General features: G+C 60.1%; 19 protein-coding genes and 4 tRNA genes. 12 read left to right on the plus strand and 11 right to left on the minus strand.

Annotation, left to right across the window (positions count from 1 at the left end; translation table 11 throughout):
* Position 1: 1 nt before the first annotated feature.
* From QMK55_RS08930 to yacG, 4 genes are read left to right on the plus strand one after another with little or no spacing between them, the layout of a single operon-like run.
* On the plus strand, positions 2 to 1,219 hold the full coding sequence (locus QMK55_RS08930) for a type II secretion system F family protein (protein WP_102356466.1): 1,218 nt from the start codon (positions 2 to 4) through the stop codon (positions 1,217 to 1,219).
* Position 1,220: 1 nt separating this feature from the next.
* Positions 1,221 to 2,093, plus strand: a complete 873-nt coding sequence (locus QMK55_RS08935; protein ID WP_102356467.1) for a prepilin peptidase — start codon at positions 1,221 to 1,223, stop codon at positions 2,091 to 2,093.
* Positions 2,090 to 2,713 carry a dephospho-CoA kinase gene (gene coaE / locus QMK55_RS08940; RefSeq protein WP_102356468.1) on the plus strand — a complete coding sequence of 208 codons (624 nt, stop codon included), beginning with the start codon at positions 2,090 to 2,092 and terminating at the stop codon, positions 2,711 to 2,713. The genes QMK55_RS08935 and coaE overlap by 4 nt, the downstream gene beginning before the upstream one ends.
* Complete coding sequence (yacG, locus tag QMK55_RS08945) at positions 2,710 to 2,910, plus strand: DNA gyrase inhibitor YacG (protein WP_102356469.1); 201 nt, start codon at positions 2,710 to 2,712, stop codon at positions 2,908 to 2,910. The genes coaE and yacG overlap by 4 nt, the downstream gene beginning before the upstream one ends.
* Positions 2,911 to 2,916: 6 nt before the next feature.
* Here the strand turns inward: yacG and QMK55_RS08950 are convergent, their stop codons facing one another.
* Together QMK55_RS08950 and QMK55_RS08955 are read right to left on the minus strand one after the other, a co-directional pair.
* A complete protein-coding gene (locus QMK55_RS08950; RefSeq protein WP_007909901.1) occupies positions 2,917 to 3,132 on the minus strand; it encodes a hypothetical protein in 216 nt (71 codons plus the stop codon).
* 65 nt (positions 3,133 to 3,197) lie between these two features.
* Positions 3,198 to 3,887 carry an energy-coupling factor ABC transporter permease gene (locus QMK55_RS08955; RefSeq protein WP_320329063.1) on the minus strand — a complete coding sequence of 230 codons (690 nt, stop codon included), beginning with the start codon at positions 3,885 to 3,887 and terminating at the stop codon, positions 3,198 to 3,200.
* A gap of 118 nt (positions 3,888 to 4,005) precedes the next feature.
* Here QMK55_RS08955 and QMK55_RS08960 point away from each other — a divergent pair, with 118 nt between their 5' ends.
* The 4 genes from QMK55_RS08960 (at position 4,006) to QMK55_RS08975 (ending at position 6,743) form a co-directional block, all read left to right on the plus strand.
* Positions 4,006 to 4,632: a DUF1780 domain-containing protein gene (locus tag QMK55_RS08960; protein WP_003228301.1), complete on the plus strand. Its 627-nt coding sequence runs from the start codon at positions 4,006 to 4,008 to the stop codon at positions 4,630 to 4,632.
* Complete coding sequence (locus QMK55_RS08965) at positions 4,629 to 5,156, plus strand: MOSC domain-containing protein (RefSeq protein WP_320329064.1); 528 nt, start codon at positions 4,629 to 4,631, stop codon at positions 5,154 to 5,156. Before QMK55_RS08960 ends, QMK55_RS08965 begins: the two co-directional genes overlap by 4 nt.
* 51 nt (positions 5,157 to 5,207) lie before the next feature.
* Positions 5,208 to 5,381, plus strand: coding sequence for a DUF3094 domain-containing protein (locus QMK55_RS08970; protein ID WP_102356472.1), 174 nt, complete (start codon positions 5,208 to 5,210; stop codon positions 5,379 to 5,381).
* A gap of 63 nt (positions 5,382 to 5,444) precedes the next feature.
* Entirely contained in the window at positions 5,445 to 6,743 is a 1,299-nt protein-coding gene (locus tag QMK55_RS08975) for an NAD(P)/FAD-dependent oxidoreductase (protein WP_320329065.1), read from the plus strand.
* 177 nt (positions 6,744 to 6,920) lie between these two features.
* On the opposite strand, the gene QMK55_RS08980 is transcribed toward QMK55_RS08975, so the two are convergent.
* From QMK55_RS08980 to rluD, 7 genes are all read right to left on the minus strand, one after another.
* Positions 6,921 to 6,997: transfer RNA gene (locus QMK55_RS08980), tRNA-Pro, on the minus strand.
* Between the two features lie 97 nt (positions 6,998 to 7,094).
* Positions 7,095 to 7,170 (minus strand) — tRNA-Lys (locus QMK55_RS08985).
* 5 nt (positions 7,171 to 7,175) lie between these two features.
* Positions 7,176 to 7,252, minus strand: a tRNA-Pro gene (locus tag QMK55_RS08990).
* A 9-nt stretch (positions 7,253 to 7,261) separates the two neighbouring features.
* Positions 7,262 to 7,337 (minus strand) — tRNA-Asn (locus tag QMK55_RS08995).
* A 296-nt stretch (positions 7,338 to 7,633) separates the two neighbouring features.
* Positions 7,634 to 10,198 (minus strand): ATP-dependent chaperone ClpB, encoded by a 2,565-nt coding sequence (gene clpB / locus QMK55_RS09000; RefSeq protein WP_102356474.1) that lies wholly within the window; start codon positions 10,196 to 10,198, stop codon positions 7,634 to 7,636.
* Between the two features lie 131 nt (positions 10,199 to 10,329).
* Entirely contained in the window at positions 10,330 to 11,052 is a 723-nt protein-coding gene (gene pgeF / locus QMK55_RS09005; protein ID WP_102356475.1) for a peptidoglycan editing factor PgeF, read from the minus strand.
* On the minus strand, positions 11,049 to 12,011 hold the full coding sequence (rluD, locus tag QMK55_RS09010; RefSeq protein ID WP_102356476.1) for a 23S rRNA pseudouridine(1911/1915/1917) synthase RluD: 963 nt from the start codon (positions 12,009 to 12,011) through the stop codon (positions 11,049 to 11,051). Before rluD ends, pgeF begins: the two co-directional genes overlap by 4 nt.
* Positions 12,012 to 12,162: 151 nt before the next feature.
* On the opposite strand from rluD, the gene QMK55_RS09015 reads away from it, so the two are divergent.
* From QMK55_RS09015 to QMK55_RS09030, 4 genes are all read left to right on the plus strand, one after another.
* On the plus strand, positions 12,163 to 13,182 hold the full coding sequence (locus QMK55_RS09015) for an outer membrane protein assembly factor BamD (protein WP_102356477.1): 1,020 nt from the start codon (positions 12,163 to 12,165) through the stop codon (positions 13,180 to 13,182).
* Between the two features lie 127 nt (positions 13,183 to 13,309).
* The gene (locus QMK55_RS09020) at positions 13,310 to 13,543 is read left to right on the plus strand and encodes a PP0621 family protein (RefSeq protein WP_102356478.1); all 234 of its coding nucleotides are present in this window, start codon (positions 13,310 to 13,312) and stop codon (positions 13,541 to 13,543) included.
* Positions 13,533 to 15,122, plus strand: a complete 1,590-nt coding sequence (locus QMK55_RS09025) for a sensor histidine kinase (protein WP_102356479.1) — start codon at positions 13,533 to 13,535, stop codon at positions 15,120 to 15,122. The genes QMK55_RS09020 and QMK55_RS09025 overlap by 11 nt, the downstream gene beginning before the upstream one ends.
* Entirely contained in the window at positions 15,119 to 16,465 is a 1,347-nt protein-coding gene (locus QMK55_RS09030) for a sigma-54 dependent transcriptional regulator (RefSeq protein WP_320329066.1), read from the plus strand. Before QMK55_RS09025 ends, QMK55_RS09030 begins: the two co-directional genes overlap by 4 nt.
* Before the next feature lie 132 nt (positions 16,466 to 16,597).
* Here the strand turns inward: QMK55_RS09030 and thiO are convergent, their stop codons facing one another.
* Both thiO and QMK55_RS09040 read right to left on the minus strand, forming a co-directional pair.
* Entirely contained in the window at positions 16,598 to 17,698 is a 1,101-nt protein-coding gene (gene thiO / locus QMK55_RS09035; RefSeq protein WP_320329067.1) for a glycine oxidase ThiO, read from the minus strand.
* A gap of 57 nt (positions 17,699 to 17,755) precedes the next feature.
* Positions 17,756 to 18,157 (minus strand): type IV pilin protein, encoded by a 402-nt coding sequence (locus QMK55_RS09040; RefSeq protein ID WP_320329068.1) that lies wholly within the window; start codon positions 18,155 to 18,157, stop codon positions 17,756 to 17,758.
* Between the last annotated feature and the right edge of the window lie 11 nt (positions 18,158 to 18,168).

Here is an 18,168-nt window from a genome sequence, read left to right on the forward strand (position 1 = left end):
CATGGCGGTCAAGGCAGCGAAAATCAGCATCTACGCCTGGGAAGGCACGGACCGCAAAGGCAGCAAGGTCACCGGCGAACTGAGCGGGCAGAACCCCGCGTTGATCAAGGCCCAGCTACGTAAACAAGGGATCAACCCCGGCAAGGTGCGCAAGAAATCCGTCTCCCTGCTGAGTTTCGGCAAACGCATCAAGGCCCAGGACATCGCGTTGTTCACCCGCCAGATGGCGACCATGATGAAAGCCGGCGTGCCGCTGCTGCAGTCGTTCGATATCATTGGCGAAGGCTTCGACAACCCGGCGATGCGCAAACTGGTGGACGAGGTGAAGCAGGAGGTTGCCGCCGGCAACAGCTTCGCCACCGCCCTGCGCAAGAAACCGCAGTATTTCGATGAACTGTATTGCAACCTGGTGGATGCCGGCGAGCAGTCCGGCGCGCTCGACACGTTGCTGGAGCGAGTCGCGACCTATAAAGAAAAAAGCGAAGCGCTCAAGGCCAAGATCAAGAAAGCCATGACCTACCCCACCGCCGTGGTGCTGGTGGCAATGGTCGTCACCGGGATTTTGCTGGTGAAAGTGGTGCCGCAGTTTCAGGCGGTATTTTCCGGCTTCGGTGCTGAACTGCCGGCCTTCACGCTGATGGTGATCAGCATTTCCGAATTCATGCAGCAATGGTGGTGGGCGGTGCTTGGTGCACTGATTGCGGTGTTTTTCGGTACGCGTCACGCCCTGAGAAAGTCCCAGGCACTGCGCGACCGCAAAGACACCTGGCTGCTGAAAGTGCCGTTGGTGGGCACACTGATGTACAAGTCGGCGGTGGCCCGATTCGCCCGTACCCTGTCGACCACTTTCGCTGCCGGCGTACCGCTGGTGGAGGCACTGGATTCGGTGGCCGGGGCCACCGGCAATGTGGTGTTCAAGCGCGCGGTGCTGCGCATCCGCCAGGACGTCGCCACCGGCATGCAGCTGAATTTTTCGATGCGCAGCACAGGAGTGTTCCCCAACATGGCGGTGCAGATGACCGCCATCGGCGAGGAATCCGGCGCGCTGGATGACATGCTCGACAAAGTCGCCGGTTTTTATGAGGACGAAGTGGATAACATGGTCGACAACCTCACCAGCCTGATGGAGCCGTTCATCATGGTGGTGCTCGGTGTCATCGTCGGCGGTCTGGTCGTGGCCATGTACTTGCCGATCTTCCAACTCGGCTCAGCGATCTGACATGCCTATCGACGAACTTTTCAGTCTGTATCCGCTGGCCTTCGTTTTCACTGCACTGCTGCTGGGTCTGGTGGTCGGCAGTTTTCTCAACGTGCTGGTCTGGCGTCTGCCGAAAATGCTCGAGCGCGATTGGCGCCAGCAGGCTCAGGACGTCCTCGGCCTGCCGAGTGATACGCCACTGCCGACTTACAACCTGATACTGCCGCACTCCGAATGCCCGCAATGCGGCCACCGAATTCGTGTATGGGAGAACATCCCGCTGCTCAGCTACCTGTTCCTGCGCGGACGCTGTTCTGCGTGTGCCGCCCCGATCAGCAAGCGCTATCCCCTGACTGAACTGGCCTGCGGTCTGCTCTCGGCGTTCATCGCCTGGCATCTGGGTTTTGGCTGGCCGGCCGGTCTGTTGATCGTCCTCACCTGGGGGCTGCTGGCGATGAGCCTGATCGATACCGAACATCAACTGCTGCCCGATGTGCTGGTGCTGCCGTTGCTGTGGCTGGGGTTGATCGTCAACAGCTTCGCAGTGTTCGTCTCGCTGCACGCGGCACTATGGGGCGCGGTGGCCGGTTACATGGCGCTGTGGTCGGTGTTCTGGCTGTTCAAGCTGCTGACCGGCAAAGACGGCATCGGTCATGGTGATTTCAAGCTGCTGGCGCTGCTCGGGGCCTGGGGTGGCTGGCAGATTCTGCCGCTGACGATCCTGTTGTCATCGCTGGTGGGGGCCGTTGTCGGGGTGATTGTGCTGCGTCTGCGCGAACAGAAAACCTCGACGCCGATCCCCTTCGGCCCGTATCTGGCAATTGCCGGCTGGATTGCCTTGCTCTGGGGTGGTCAAATAACCGACTTCTATTGGCAGTTTGTCGGTTTGAAATGAATACCCCTGTGGAAAAACCCTGGATTCTCGGTCTGACCGGCGGCATCGGCAGCGGCAAAAGCGCCGCGGCCCAGCACTTCATCGACCTCGGAATCCACGTGGTCGACGCCGATCACGCAGCGCGCTGGGTGGTCGAGTCGGGCCGTCCGGCACTGGCAAAGATTGCCGAGCACTTCGGCCCGGATGTACTGCAGGCGGACGGAACCCTGAACCGCGCCGCCCTGCGCCAGCTGATTTTTGAAGTGCCGGAGCAACGTCGCTGGCTCGAAGCCCTGCTGCATCCGCTGATCGCCGAGGAAATCGCCCACCATCTGGCGCTGGCAAAATCGCCTTACGCGATTCTGGTTTCGCCGCTGCTGATCGAATCCGGGCAATACGCGATGACCCAGCGCATCCTGGTGATCGACGCCCCGCAACAACTGCAGATCGAACGCACCTTGCAGCGTGACCAGACCAGCGAACAGCAGGTTCAGGCGATCCTCAAGGCCCAGTCGAGCCGCGAAGACCGCGTGAGCCGTGCCGACGATGTGGTGGTCAACGACCGCGACCTCGCCTGGCTGCACAGCGAAGTCGAACGCCTGCATCACTTTTACCTGACTTTATCCGGAGGCCAGTCATGAGCCAGATCCCGACCGTAGAATGCCCAACCTGTGGCGCCCCCGTGGAATTTATCCCCGAGAACAAGTTTCGCCCGTTCTGCTCCGATCGCTGCAAGCTGATCGACCTCGGCGCCTGGGCGTCCGAAGAACACAAGATTCCGGTGGCTGCGGATGCCGAAGACGAAATGTTCTCCGGCGATTTCGACCCGCGCCACTGACCGCAATCAGGGCCGCATGAAGCCGTAGTCCTGATCGTCGTCGAGGTTTTCCGCGAGAAAACGCAACTCGTCGGCCAGGTCTTCGGCGTTGCGCACGGCCTTGCTCTGCTGCACGACCGCACTGAGCAAGGCGCGCAGACTCAGGCCCGGATCGAAGCCCACCTCCTGCGCCATGTCCAGACTCTGCCGCGTTTCCTGCCTCGCCCACTCATACACACTCATGCCGCTGCTCCTGAAGGGATTTGGCCGAGCATGAAATGCTGCGAGGGTCGCAGGTTTGATGTGGATCAAGACTTGGGATCGTCGTCCTTCCAGGGCGCCGAAAGGTAGCGGGCGCGGTTGAAGGTTTCCAGCCACTCCGGGCTGAACACTACCAGCGCGCTGATCACCATGCCGTTGATAAAGGCTTCGGGAAAGATCAGCAACCACAGATAACCGATGAAGTCTTCCAGCCATTCCGGCATGGCGAACAAGCCGTCGTACCAGAGCAGGCTCAGGCTCAGCGCCAGACACAACAACGCCGACAATGCCGCCGCGAAGAATCCGGAACAGAAGATATACACAAACGGATTACGCGGCTGAGCGCGCTCGACAACGATCGCCACGCATTCGGTGATCAACACCGGCAGCAGGATCAGCAACGTACCGTTGACCCCGACCGCCGCCAGATCCTGACGGCCGAGCAATACCAGTCCGAGCTGCGCCACCAGGCCGCCGACAATCGCCAGCGGCCAGTCCAGCAGCAGCGTCACCGCGGTCATGCCGATGAAGTGGTAAGACACCCCGGTGTCGAAATCCCTGCGCACCATCCACAACAGAAACAACGCGAACACGGTGCCGAAGAGTAAATGCTGACGACGATTGTCACTGAACAACTCGACCCATGGCGCACGCCAGATCGCCCAGACCAGCACTGGCAGGTAAATCAGCCAACCGAGCGTCAGGCTCGTGGATGACAACAGTTCGGCACCGATCATCTTTCCCTCATTTTTTCCGTGGGTTTACGTCCTTTGTCGCAGTCTACACCGCAGCCCTGAGAGCATCAGCCGATGCAACGCTTACTGTTTGTCGCATTTGAACGCTAAGCTTGGGCTTATGGATGACTCAGATTATTTACGCCTGCTGACCATCGCGGCCGAGCAAGCCAACGCGTTCCTGTCCAATGCCCGCAAATGGGAGCGTGAGCGTTGGGTCTGCCAACGCCTGCTGCAAGGCTTGAACATCCCTTACCGCGCCGATGAGTTCGCCCCCGCTGGCGAGCCGCCGGACGTGCTGTTTCGCGACGCCAACTTCGAAGTGTTCTTCGTCCTCGATGAAGGACGTCGGCTCAACGACGAATGGCGCGACGAATTGCAGCGGCGGCGCAGCGCGTTTTCTCTCAGCCAGCTGGTACGCCGTGAAGCCAAGCCGCGGCGAATCCCGGCCAACGAGTTCCTGTTGCGACTGGCGCCGACCTTGCGCAAAAAAGCGCACAACTACAAGGAACGCGGCATGGATCTGGGCGAACTGGACATCATTGCCTTCGCCAGCCTCAAGCGCGAAGTGCTGGATCTCAACAGCCACTTTCCTCCGCCGACCGAATATCTGCGCCAGGGCTGGCGTTCGCTGTCGCTGGTCGGCCCGACGTTCGCCCGGGTGCTGTTTGCCCACCCTGACGCGCCGGACTTTCTGCGCAGCAACCTGGGACGCAGCATCGTCTTCGATGTCGGGATCAGCTTGTGACGCCACTGCAGCAGTTGATTGCCGACGTTCCGCAGACCGGCCGTGTGCGCTGGATCGGCGTACGCCCGGAGTTCCGTGGCCCGATGCTCGAGCTCGATGCCGTCGAGGCGCGGCTCGAAGCCGGACTGACCGGCGATCACGCCCGCCCCGGGGTGCGTAACGCGCGGCAGGTGACCCTGATTCAGTTCGAACACCTGGCGGTCATTGGCGCACTGATGGGCCGCCCTGCCGATCAACCGATGAGGCCTGAAGATCTGCGGCGCAATCTCGTCATCAGCGGCATCAATTTGTTTAGTCTCAAGGGGCGGCGCTTTCGCATCGGTCAGGCAATACTCGAGACCACCGGCTGGTGTCAGCCCTGTGCACGCCTGCAGAACAACCTCGGCCCCGGGACCTTTCAAGCGGTGCGCGGGCATGGCGGAATTACCGCACGAGTGTTACAAAGCGGGATCATTCGCCTCGACGACGGTGTTTCTGTCGAACCGGTTCCGGCCAGTGGCTATGCTGCATTCAACCCGGGATAAAAACCGCTGTAGCTTCCCCACCTTCAGCAACGTCTACCTGACGAGGCCTTTATGACCAGCCGCCTGAACCCCGAAGACCAGAAGCATGTCGAAGAGTACCTGCAGTTGTCCCAACACCAGGTCGAGCGCCGGCCATTCCGGCCGTGGATGCTCCTGGTGCTGGTGCTGGCAGTGACCATTGGTCTGGGCCTGCTGAGCCGACTTATCAGTTACCTGACGCTATGAGCTGCCTCGCGCTCGCTTGGGTAACGACACCGATTTCCTTTAAAAACCTTGCGAGTTATCCCCATGTCCCATCGTATTGTTATTGTCGGCGGCGGCGCCGGCGGTCTGGAGTTGGCTACCCGTCTGGGTAAGACTCTGGGCAAACGCGGCACAGCCAGTGTGATGCTGGTTGACGCGAACCTGACGCACATCTGGAAACCACTGCTGCACGAAGTGGCCGCCGGATCGCTGAACTCTTCCGAAGACGAACTCAACTATGTTGCCCAGGCAAAATGGAACCACTTCGAGTTCCAGCTGGGGCGCATGAGCGGGCTTGATCGCGCGCAGAAGAAAATCCAGTTGGCGGCCACCTACGACGAGAACGGCGTAGAGCTGGTCCCGGCACGTGAAGTGTCGTACGACACGCTGGTCATCAGCGTCGGCAGCACCACCAACGACTTCGGCACCCAGGGCGCAGCGCAGCACTGCCTGTTCCTCGACACCCGCAAACAGGCCGAACGTTTCCACCAGCAATTGCTCAACCACTACCTGCGCGCCCATGCCGGGCAGACCGATGTGGTCGAGCAGATCAGCGTGGCCATCGTCGGTGCCGGCGCCACGGGCGTCGAACTGGCGGCAGAACTGCACAACGCGGCGCATGAACTGGCCGCGTACGGTCTGGACCGAATCAAACCGGAAAACATGCACATCACCCTGATCGAAGCCGGTCCACGGGTGCTGCCAGCCCTGCCGGAGCGCATCGGCGCACCGGTGCACAAGACGCTGGAGAAACTCGGGGTCAATGTGATGACCAACGCGGCGGTCAGCGAAGTGACGGCCGACAGCCTGATCACTGCCGATGGCAACGTGATCAAGGCCAGCCTGAAAGTCTGGGCCGCGGGTATTCGCGCACCGGGTTTCCTCAAGGACATCGACGGCCTGGAAACCAACCGCATCAATCAGCTGCAGGTATTGCCGACGCTGCAGACCACCCGCGACGAAAACATCTTCGCCTTCGGCGACTGCGCCGCGTGCCCGCAACCGGGTTCGGATCGCAACGTGCCACCGCGTGCACAAGCGGCTCACCAGCAGGCTTCTCTGCTCGCCAAATCGCTGAAACTGCGCATCGAGGGCAAGACCCTGCCGGAGTACAAGTACACCGACTACGGCTCGCTGATTTCGCTGTCACGTTTTTCGGCTGTGGGTAACTTGATGGGTAACCTGACCGGCAGCGTGATGCTCGAAGGCTGGTTGGCACGGATGTTTTACGTGTCGCTGTACCGCATGCACCAGATGGCGCTGTACGGGCCATTCCGCACGGCGATGTTGATGCTGGGCAGCAAGATTGGTCGCGGCACTGAACCACGCCTGAAGCTGCACTGATTGGCGTAAACCCTGTAGGAGTGAGCCTGCTCGCGATTGCGGTGGGTCAGTCAATTCGCTCATGACTGATACACCATAATCGCGAGCAGTCTCACTCCTACAATGGTTTTGCGTAGGGCCCGAGTTTTTTATGGGCAAAAAAAATCCCCGTATCTTTCGATACGAGGATTTTTAATATGGTCGGGGTAAGGGGATTCGAACTCCTGACATCCTGCTCCCAAAGCAGGCGCGCTACCGGACTGCGCTATACCCCGGTAAAAAAAAGGCGACCTTTCAAAGATCGCCTTCTTCGATCAGCGCTTTTGGCCTCTGATCTTAAGATTCGATCCCAGCGCTAACTGGTTTCAAAAATGGTGGGTCGTGTGGGATTCGAACCTACGACCAATTGGTTAAAAGCCAACTGCTCTACCAACTGAGCTAACGACCCAAAAATGGTCGGGGTAAGGGGATTCGAACTCCTGACATCCTGCTCCCAAAGCAGGCGCGCTACCGGACTGCGCTATACCCCGGCTTGAAATTGGCTCCGTGACCAGGACTCGAACCTGGGACCCAATGATTAACAGTCATTTGCTCTACCGACTGAGCTATCACGGAACTACATATTTCAATTTACAACGGTGAAACTTACTGCATCTAGTCACTCGTTCGCATCGCTGCGTTCGTGTGTCTGAGGCGCGCTATTCTACAACCTAGAACACCTCTGTCAACCCCCTAAATTGCTTTCAAGTTAATGATTTGCAACTTATTTCAGTTTTCAACCCAGTGGGTTGAAACGCTGCCGGTGACTGACTGCGGGGCGCACTTTACAAGCCTTTTCCTTAGAGTTCAACAGCCTAACGAAAAAAAGGCCTCGCAAAGCGAGGCCTTCCTTATTTCATTGGCGTTGCGGCTCAGTCGAAAACGATTTCGTCGTTCACCACTTTGCCGGTTGCCGTGTCGCCCGGCATGAAATGCCCCGACAGGATCAATTGCGCCAGCGGGTTTTCGATCCAGCGCTGGATCGCACGTTTCAACGGACGCGCTCCATACACCGGGTCGTAACCGACGGCAATCAGCTTATCCAGCGCTTCCGGGCTCAGTTCCAGCTTCAGCTCGCGCTCGGCCAGACGACTGCGCAGACGACCCAACTGGATCTCGGTAATCCCCGCGATCTGATCCCGCGCCAATGGCTCGAAGATCACCACTTCGTCGACCCGGTTGATAAACTCGGGACGAAAGTGCGACGTCAACGCATCCATTACCGCAGCGCGCTGCGCCTCACGGTCACCGACCAGTTCCTGGATCTGCGACGAACCGAGGTTCGAGGTCATGACGATCACGGTATTGCGGAAATCCACAGTACGCCCGTGACTGTCGGTCAGACGCCCATCCTCAAGCACCTGCAGCAGGATGTTGAACACATCCGGGTGCGCTTTCTCGACTTCATCCAGCAGGATCACCGAATAAGGCTTGCGACGCACCGCCTCAGTCAGGTAACCGCCCTCTTCGTAGCCGACGTAGCCTGGTGGTGCACCGATCAGTCGCGCCACGGAATGTTTCTCCATGAACTCGGACATGTCGATCCGCACCATCGCCTCTTCAGTATCAAAGAGGAATTCGGCCAGCGCCTTGCACAGCTCGGTTTTACCGACACCGGTCGGGCCGAGGAACATGAACGAGCCGCTCGGACGATTCGGGTCCGCCAGCCCGGCACGGGAACGCCGTACCGCGTTGGCCACAGCCACGACCGCTTCGTCCTGGCCGATCACGCGCTGGTGCAACAGGCTTTCCATCTTCATCAGCTTGTCGCGCTCGCCTTCGAGCATTTTCGATACCGGAATACCGGTCCACTTCGAAACGACTTCGGCGATTTCCTCTTCGGTCACCTTGCTACGCAGCAACTGGTTTTCGCTCTTGCCGTGCTGATCGACCATTTGCAGGCTGCGCTCCAGATCCGGGATCACCCCGTACTGCAACTCGGCCATACGATTGAGGTCGCCTTTACGGCGCGCCGCTTCCAGTTCCTGGCGCGATTGCTCGATCTTCTGCTGAATCTGCGCAGAACCCTGCACCTCGGCTTTTTCCGAGTTCCAGATTTCTTCCAGATCCGAGTACTCACGCTCGAGGCGGACAATTTCTTCCTGAAGTTTTTCCAGGCGCTTCATTGCCGCTTCATCGCTTTCTTTCTTCAGTGCCTGGGATTCCACCTTCAACTGAATCAGGCGACGTTCCAGACGGTCCAGCACCTCCGGCTTGGAATCGATCTCCATGCGGATACGGCTGGCGGCCTCGTCGATCAGGTCGATGGCCTTGTCCGGCAACTGCCGGTCAGTGATGTAGCGATGGCTGAGCTTCGCGGCAGCAATGATCGCGCCGTCAGTGATCGCCACCTTGTGGTGAACCTCGTAACGCTCTTTGAGGCCACGCAGGATGGCGATGGTGTCTTCTTCGCTCGGCTCGTCCACCAAGACCTTCTGGAAGCGCCGCTCGAGAGCTGCGTCCTTCTCTATATATTGGCGGTACTCGTTGAGCGTGGTCGCGCCGACGCAATGCAGCTCGCCGCGCGCCAGTGCCGGTTTGAGCATGTTGCCGGCATCCATCGAGCCTTCGCCTTTACCGGCGCCGACCATGGTGTGCAGTTCGTCGATGAACAGAATGATCTGCCCTTCCTGCTTCGACAGTTCGTTGAGCAGCGCCTTGAGGCGCTCTTCGAACTCACCACGATACTTGGCACCGGCAATCAGCGCGCCCATGTCCAGCGACAGCAGACGTTTGCCTTTGAGGCCGTCCGGCACTTCGCCGTTGATGATGCGCTGGGCCAAACCTTCGGCAATCGCGGTTTTACCCACGCCTGGCTCGCCGATCAGTACCGGGTTGTTCTTGGTGCGGCGTTGCAGAACCTGAATCGTGCGACGAATTTCATCGTCACGGCCGATCACCGGATCGAGCTTGCCGTCTTCGGCACGCTTGGTCAGGTCGACGGTGTACTTGTCCAGCGCCTGACGCGACTCTTCATGGTTGGCGTCATTGACCGCCTCACCACCACGCAGGTTGTTGATCGCGTTTTCCAGGGCTTTCTTGCTCACGCCCTGGCCGAGCAGCAGTTTGCCGAGCTTGCTGTTCTCGTCCATCGCGGCGAGCAGCACCAGCTCACTGGAAATGAACTGGTCGCCCTTCTGCTGGGCCAGTCGGTCGGCCTGATTGAGCAGGCGCGCCAGATCCTGCGACATGTTGACGTCGCCGGTAGGGTTCTGGATTTTCGGTAATTGGTCGAGCTCTTTGGTCAGCTCTTTACGCAGGCTGTTGACGTCGAAGCCTACCTGCATCAGCAGAGGTTTGATCGAACCACCCTGCTGTTCAAGCATGGCTTGCATCAAGTGCGCCGGCTCGATAGCCGGATGATCGTGGCCGACGGCCAGAGATTGGGCGTCGGACAAGGCTAACTGTAATTTACTGGTTAAACGGTCTATACGCATGGGTCACCTTCCTTTTGAGCAGGCCGGACCTAAAAAACCATCCTGAATAAAGAAACCTGCCAGATACCGCTATAGATGCGGTCGATTCTGGAAGATTCAAGCGTCGGAGAGTTGATACAGATCAGACAAGCTTAGCGGGTGAGCCAAACAAGAGAGGCAAAGCGACCGGTGCGCGACGCACGGCGATAAGAGAAGAAGCGCGGGTCGGTCACAGTGCAGAAGCCGCCGCCATAAACAGCAGTGACACCCCGTGCAGCCAGACGCAGGCGCGCCAGCAGATAAATGTCAGCCATGAACTTGCCAGCATTGTGGCTTGGGACAAAGGCTGATGCCGCTTCGGGGAGTTGATTGACGAAGACTTCCCGTACTTCCGGGCCGACCTCAAAAGCATTCGGGCCGATGGCTGGGCCAAGCCAGACCAGTACTTCTTCAGCGGGTACATTCAAAGAATCGAGCGTCGCTTCGAGCACACCTGCCGCCAACCCGCGCCAACCGGCATGAGCCGCCGCCACACGAGTGCCGGCACGATCGCAGAACAATGCCGGCAAGCAATCTGCCGTCATTGCTGCGCAGGCAATGCCCGGGGTGTCCGTCCAGCTGGCGTCGGCGGTGGCAACCACGCCCGGATCAGCATGGGCCACGGCAATCCCGTGCACTTGCTGCAACCAGGCAGGCTTTATAGAGAAGTGATCGGTCAGACGCCGACGATTCTCGGCAACAGCCTCAGGACGATCATCAACATGATCGCCCAGATTGAGGCTGTCGAACGGCGCCTCGCTGACACCGCCCTCGCGGGTGGTGACACAAGACTTGACGCTGGCCGGCGCAGGCCAGTCCGGCGTCAGCCAGTTCATCCGATGAATGCCTCGCGATCCTGCTTGAGCAAGGTCAGCAGCCAGACGAAGTCTTCCGGCAGCGGCGACTCCCAGCTCATGCGCTCACCGGTCGTCGGATGATCCAGTTCAAGGAAACGCGCGTGCAGGGCCTGACGCGGGAAATGCTTGAGGGATTCGACCATCGTCGGGTTCGCCGCCGGCGGAATGCGGAAACGACCGCCGTACGCCGGATCGCCGACCAACGGGAAGTTGATGTGCGACATGTGCACACGGATCTGGTGGGTACGACCGGTTTCCAGCTTCACCCGCACGTGTGTGTGCGAACGGAAACGCTCCAGCACGCGGTAGTGGCTGACGGCAGGCTTGCCGCCTTCCATCACCGCCATGCGCTGGCGCTGCTGACCGTGGCGACCGATCGGGGCGTTGATCTTGCCTCCGGCGGTGACCACGCCGATCACGATGCACTCGTAGATCCGGCTGACACTGCGACTCTGCAATTGAGTCACAAGCTTGGTCTGCGCCTGAATGGTCTTGGCCACCACCATCAGACCGGTGGTGTCCTTGTCCAGGCGATGCACGATACCGGCACGCGGGACATTGATGATGTCCGGCACGTGGTGCAGCAAGGCATTGAGCAAAGTGCCATCGGCGTGACCGGCAGCCGGGTGCACCACCAGGCCCGCAGGCTTGTTGATCACCAGAATGTCGTCGTCTTCATAGACGATGTCGAGCTCGATGTCCTGGGCGATCCACTCGCCCTGGGCTTCCTGCTCGGCAGTCAGCTCAAGGATGGCACCGCCATGCACGATGTCGCGTGGGCGGATGACCGCCCCGTCCACAGTCAGGCGACCTTCTTTGATCCAGGCGGAAAGGCGCGAGCGTGAGTGCTCAGCGAAGAGTTGGGCGGCGACTTGATCGAGGCGTTGGCCGCCCAAATCGGACGGCACCTCTGCGCGAAGTTCAATTTTATCGGACATGCTCTGACTGGGCGTCGGCACAGCCTTTGGTTTCGGCTGCGCGCTTGTGGTTAAATACGGCGTCTTTTGCCCCGAGGCTTTTCAACGGGGCGCTCATCATAACAGGACGGCCCCGCCCAAGACAGCGGCCGTCATAGGGACGCAAGCCGCCATGCAAGTGAAACACCTGCTGCTGATCGCCATCCTCGCATTGACCGCTGCTTGCTCATCGAAGGAAGTCGTCGACGAAAACCTGAGCGAAGCCGAGCTGTACCAGCAGGCTCAGACCGACCTGGACAACAACAGCTACACCAGCGCCACAGCCAAGCTGAAGGCTCTGGAATCGCGCTATCCGTTCGGTCGCTACGCGGATCAGGCACAGCTTGAACTGATTTATGCCAACTATAAAAACTCCGAGCCGGAAGCTGCCAAGTCCGCCGCCGAGCGTTTTATCCGTTTGCACCCACAGCACCCGAACGTGGACTACGCCTACTACCTCAAGGGCCTGACCTCGTTCGACCAGGACGTCGGCCTGCTGGCGCGCTTCCTGCCGCTGGACATGACCAAGCGTGACCCGGGCGCTGCCCGCGACTCGTACAACGAGTTCGCCCAGCTGACCAGCCGCTACCCGAACAGCCGCTACGCGCCGGACGCCAAGCAGCGCATGATCTACCTGCGCAACCTGCTGGCCGCCTACGAAATCCACGTAGCCGACTACTACCTGACCCGTCAGGCGTATGTAGCCGCTGCCAACCGTGGCCGTTACGTGGTGGAAAACTTCCAGGAAACGCCATCGGTCGGCGACGGCCTGGCGGTGATGACCGAGGCTTACCAGCGTCTGCACCTGGACGAACTGGCCGCTACCAGCCTGGAAACCCTTAAGCTCAACTACCCGAATCACCCGAGCCTGAAAGACGGTCAGTTCGTGCCGTCGGTTGCCGAAGCCGACAACCGGTCGTTCCTGAGCAAGGCCACTCTGGGCCTGATCGAGTCGCGTCCACCGCTGCCGCCGGGAGAAACCCGCGCCAACCAGGACGTGCAGAAGCAGTTCCAGGACGCGAAAGACGCGATCCCGAACGAGCTCAAGCCTAAAGACGAAAACGGTGAAGTGCTTGAAGAAACTCACGAAGCCGCCGGTAACAACGACGACCGCTCGTGGTTCAGCTACATGACTTTCGGCGTGTTCGACTGACCACACCGGATGGACAAAAAAGGGAGATCTGCGGATCTCCCTTTTTTATGGCTGTGTCATTAATAGTCTGTGCGCCTGCCGGCTCCTTGGCTAAACTGCCGAATCATTAGCCGAAAAGCCGCCCATCATGCTCCGTTTACTGTTCTGGATTGTCCTGATTTTCGCTGCGCTATGGCTGTGGCGTAAATTCAAGGCGCCCGCCTCGTCTGCCCAAGCGCCCCGCGAGCAAGACGCCGCGCCGATGGTGCGCTGCGCCCATTGTGGCGTGCACCTGCCCCGCGACCGCGCCCTGAACCTTCAGCAACAGTGGTATTGCAGCCAGGCTCACCTTGAGCAAGGCCCCGGTTCCAGTGATCGCTGAGGCCGTCAACGCCCACCATAAACAGGCCCAGCGCCTGCTGCGTCTTTATCATTTGTACCGTTTAAGCGTCGGCATCACGTTGGTGTTGCTGATCTCCAGCAACATGGACAACCGCCTGCTGACGTCGGCCGACGACGATCTGCTGCGCAGCGGCAGCTGGTTGTATCTGGTGCTGAACATCCTGCTGGTGGTGTTTCTGGAAAACACCCGGCGTCCGGCGCAGCTGTTCAGCCTGGCGCTGGTGGATGTCCTGCTGCTGTGCGGTTTGTTCTACGCGGCGGGCGGAGTGGCCAGTGCCATCGGCAACCTGCTGATTGTTTCGGTAGCCATCAGCAACACCCTGCTACGCCGGCGCATCGGCCTGCTGATTGCCGCCATCGGCGCGCTCGGAATGGTCGGCTCAAGCTTCCTGCTGAGTTTCAGCCATCCCCTGAGCGCCAATGATTACCTGCAAGCCGGCACCCTCGGCGCCTTGTGCTTTGCGGCGTCATTGCTGGTCCAGGGCCTGGTTCGGCGTCTGGAAGTCAGCGAGCACCTCGCCGAACAGCGCGCCAGCGAAGTCGTCAGCCTCGAAGCCCTCAACGCCCTGATTCTGCAACGCATGCGCACCGGCATCCTGGTGCTCGACGAACAACGCCGGGTGCAGTTGGCCAACCACAGCGCCAAAAGCCTGCTGGCCCAATCGCACCTTGAGGGCCATCTGATCGACGACTACTCCAGGCCGCTGGTCGATCGCCTGCAGTTGTGGCTGAACAATCCGAGCTTGCGCCCACAGAGCTTGAAGATTCCCGGCAACGGCCTGGAGCTGCAGCCGAACTTCATCGCCCTCGAACAAAACCCCAACCAGCAAACCCTGGTATTTCTCGAAGATCTCGCGCAAGTCGCCCAGCAGGCCCAGCAACTCAAACTCGCCGCGCTCGGGCGCCTGACCGCCGGCATTTCCCATGAAATCCGCAATCCGCTGGGCGCCATCAGTCACGCCGCGCAGCTATTGGGTGAGTCCGAGGAACTCGACAGCGCGGATCGGCGTCTGACGCAGATCATTCAAGACCACTCCCAGCGCATGAACCGAGTCATCGAAAACGTCCTGCAACTGTCGCGTCGCCAGCAGAGCGCTCCGCAACGGCTGGATCTCAAGCCGTGGCTGGAACAGTTCGTCGCAGAAAGCCGTGAACAGGCCACTGATCGGCAAACGATCCATTTACGGATCAATTCCGGGGACTTCGTCACGCTGATGGACCCCGACCAGCTCACGCAAATTCTCGACAATCTGTTACGCAATGGCTGGCGCCACAGTGCGCTGCTGCATGATACGGCCCAAGTCTGGCTGGCGCTGTTCATCGACCCCGACAGCCAGCTGGCGGTGCTTGAAGTCCAGGACAACGGCCCCGGCGTGCCGCTGGATCAGCAACCGCATCTGTTCGAGCCGTTCTTCACCACCAGCAGCCAGGGCACCGGCCTTGGGCTTTATCTGTCCCGTGAGCTGTGCGAAAGCAACCAGGCGCGCCTAGACTTCAAACCACGCCAAGGCGGCGGCTGCTTTCGCATCACCTTTGCTCACGGACGGAAACAAAGTTGAACACGAGCCCACGGCAAAAAATCCTCATCGTCGACGACGAGCCGGATATCCGCGAACTCCTGGAAATCACCTTGGGACGGATGAAACTCGACACCTTCAGCGCGCGTAATCTCGGCGAAGCCCAGGCGCTGTTGCAGCGCAATGCGTTCGACCTGTGCCTGACCGACATGCGCCTGCCGGACGGCACCGGGCTGGAGTTGGTGCAGCACATCCAGCAACGTTATCCACAACTACCGGTGGCGATGATCACCGCGTACGGCAGCCTGGAAACCGCGATCAACGCCTTGAAGGCCGGGGCCTTCGATTTCCTCACCAAACCGGTTGATCTCACCCGCCTGCGCGAACTGGTCAACACCGCGCTGCGCATGCCTGCCACCGGCGGCAGCGTCACGTCGATCGACCGCCGCCTGCTGGGCGACTCACCGCCGATGCGCGCTCTGCGTAAACAGATCGACAAGCTCGCCCGCAGTCAGGCACCGATCTATATCAGCGGCGAATCCGGCAGCGGCAAAGAGCTGGTCGCGCGACTGATCCACGAACAGGGGCCGCGCAGCAGCCAGCCGTTCGTGCCGGTCAACTGCGGGGCGATTCCGTCAGAGCTGATGGAAAGCGAGTTTTTCGGCCATCGCAAGGGCAGCTTCACCGGTGCGGTAGAAGACAAACCGGGGCTGTTTCAGGCCGCGCACCGCGGCACCCTGTTTCTCGATGAAGTGGCGGACCTGCCACTGTCGATGCAAGTCAAACTTCTGCGGGCGATCCAGGAAAAAGCTGTACGTAGCGTTGGCGGCCAACAGGAAACCGTGGTCGATGTGCGCATCCTTTGCGCCACCCACAAGGACCTGGAAGCGGAAGTCGCCACCGGGCGCTTTCGCCAGGATCTGTATTACCGGTTGAACGTGATCGAACTGCGGGTGCCGTCCCTGCGCGAACGGCGCGACGATATCGAAGTACTCGCCGCGCACATGCTCCAGCGTCTGGCCAGCGGCAGCGGTCAAGCGGCTGCCCGCCTGCACCCGCAAGCGCTTGAAGCGCTGAAAAGCTATCGCTTTCCGGGGAATGTGCGGGAACTGGAGAACGTCCTCGAACGGGCGCACACGCTGTGCGAAAACCAGGTGATCGAGGCTGAAGATTTGCGCCTGAGCGATGGGAATTGTGCAGTCGAGGGCGGCATTGCCGACCTGACGCAGATCGACAACCTTGAGGATTACCTGGAGAACGTCGAGCGCAAACTGATCCTTCAGGCGCTGGAGGAGACTCGCTGGAACCGCACGGCGGCGGCGCAGCGGCTGAGTCTTTCGTTTCGGTCGATGCGCTACAGACTGAAGAAACTCGGCCTGGATTGAGGGCCCCTTCGCGAGCAAGCCCGCCCCCACATTGGATCTGCGGTGAACACAAATTGTGTGAATAACCGAGATCAACTGTGGGAGCGGGCTTGCTCGCGAAAGCGGCCTTCCAGCCTATAGAGAAATATCTGACTAAATGCGCCCCTCTGGCGCATACGGCACCGGATCAATAATCGGCGCCCGCCCCAGCATCACATCGGCAAACAACTGACACGACGCCGGCGCCAGCACCAACCCGTTGCGGTAATGCCCGCAGTTCAGCCACAAGCCGTCAAAGCCCGGCACTCGCCCGATGTAAGGAATCCCTTCCGGCGACCCCGGGCGCAAACCCGCCCAATGCCCCACCACCTCGGCATCCGCCAACGCCGGCAGCAACTCGACCGCCGAAGCCTTGAGACTCTCCAGCGCCACATCGGTCGGAGTCTTGTCGAAACCTTCATGCTCCAGCGTACTGCCGATCAGAATGTGCCCGTCGCGACGCGGAATTGCATAACGTCCCTTGGCCAGGACCATGCTCGGCAGGAAATCCGCCGCACACTTGTAGAGGATCATCTGGCCTTTGACCGGTTCGACCGGCAGCGTCAGGCCCAGCGTCTTGAGCAGATCGCCGCTCCACGCACCGGCAGTCAGCACGACTTGATCGCCGTTGATCAGGCCCTTGGACGTCTCAACGCCAACCACCCGCCCGCCTTCACGGACAAACCCGCTGACTTCGCATTGCTCATGAAGGGTCACGTTCGGCAGGGCCAGCAATGCCGCTTTCAGCGACTTCACCAGCCGTGGGTTTCTGACGTTGGCCACATCAGCCATGTAAATCGCCCGCGAGAATCCACCACCGAGCACCGGTACCGCGTCGTGGGCCGCCGAGATATCCACAGCCCGCAGCGGACGGTGTTCCCGTTCGGCCCAGGCCAGTGCCTCGGCCTCATCATCCAGATCCAGCCAGTACAAGCCAGTGGTGTGGACTTCGGGATCAACCCCGGTATCGGCAAACAGGCGCTCGCCCAGCTGTGGATAAAAATCCTGCGACCAATGCGCCAGCGCGGTGACTGCCGGGCTGTAGCGCCACGGGTACAGCGGCGAAACGATGCCACCACCGGCCCAGGACGATTCCTGGCCGAGGTTCGAGCGATCCAGCAGCACCACGCTGCGCACGTCGGAGGCGAGGTTGTAGGCGGTCAACAGGCCAATCACCCCGCCACCGACAATCACCACTTGCTGTTGCCTGGTCATGTTTGATCCAACCGTAAAAAAGACAGTGGGCGCAAAAGGCGCCTTGAAGAAAGTACCTCAGCGGCCCCAGCAATCCTTGGTGGTCAGCCCGGTGGTAGCGTTGTTCATGCTTCTGACGCCGGTGTTGGTCAGGGTGAAGTCCCCGCACTTGTCGGTGGCCATGGACGTGCCCGTCTTGCGGGTCGCGGTCAGCACAAAGGTCTGGTCAGCAATGGTCGGGGTGAGGGTGTAGAAGTCATTGCCCGTGCTCAGACCGGTGATACCGGTGTAGACATTGTTCTTGGTGTAGAAACGCTCGAGGCTCTGCGCCTGCTCCGAGAGCAGTGAGACCACCTCGGCGCGACGGCCCTTTTTCAGGTATTCGGTGTAGCTCGGTGCAGCGATGGTGATGATGATCCCGATGATCGCAATCACGATCATGATTTCGATCAAGGTGAAGCCTCGGTTGAATCTGCGCATGCCTCAAACTC

The organism is Pseudomonas sp. P8_229, assembly GCF_034008635.1.
Lineage (GTDB): Bacteria > Pseudomonadota > Gammaproteobacteria > Pseudomonadales > Pseudomonadaceae > Aquipseudomonas.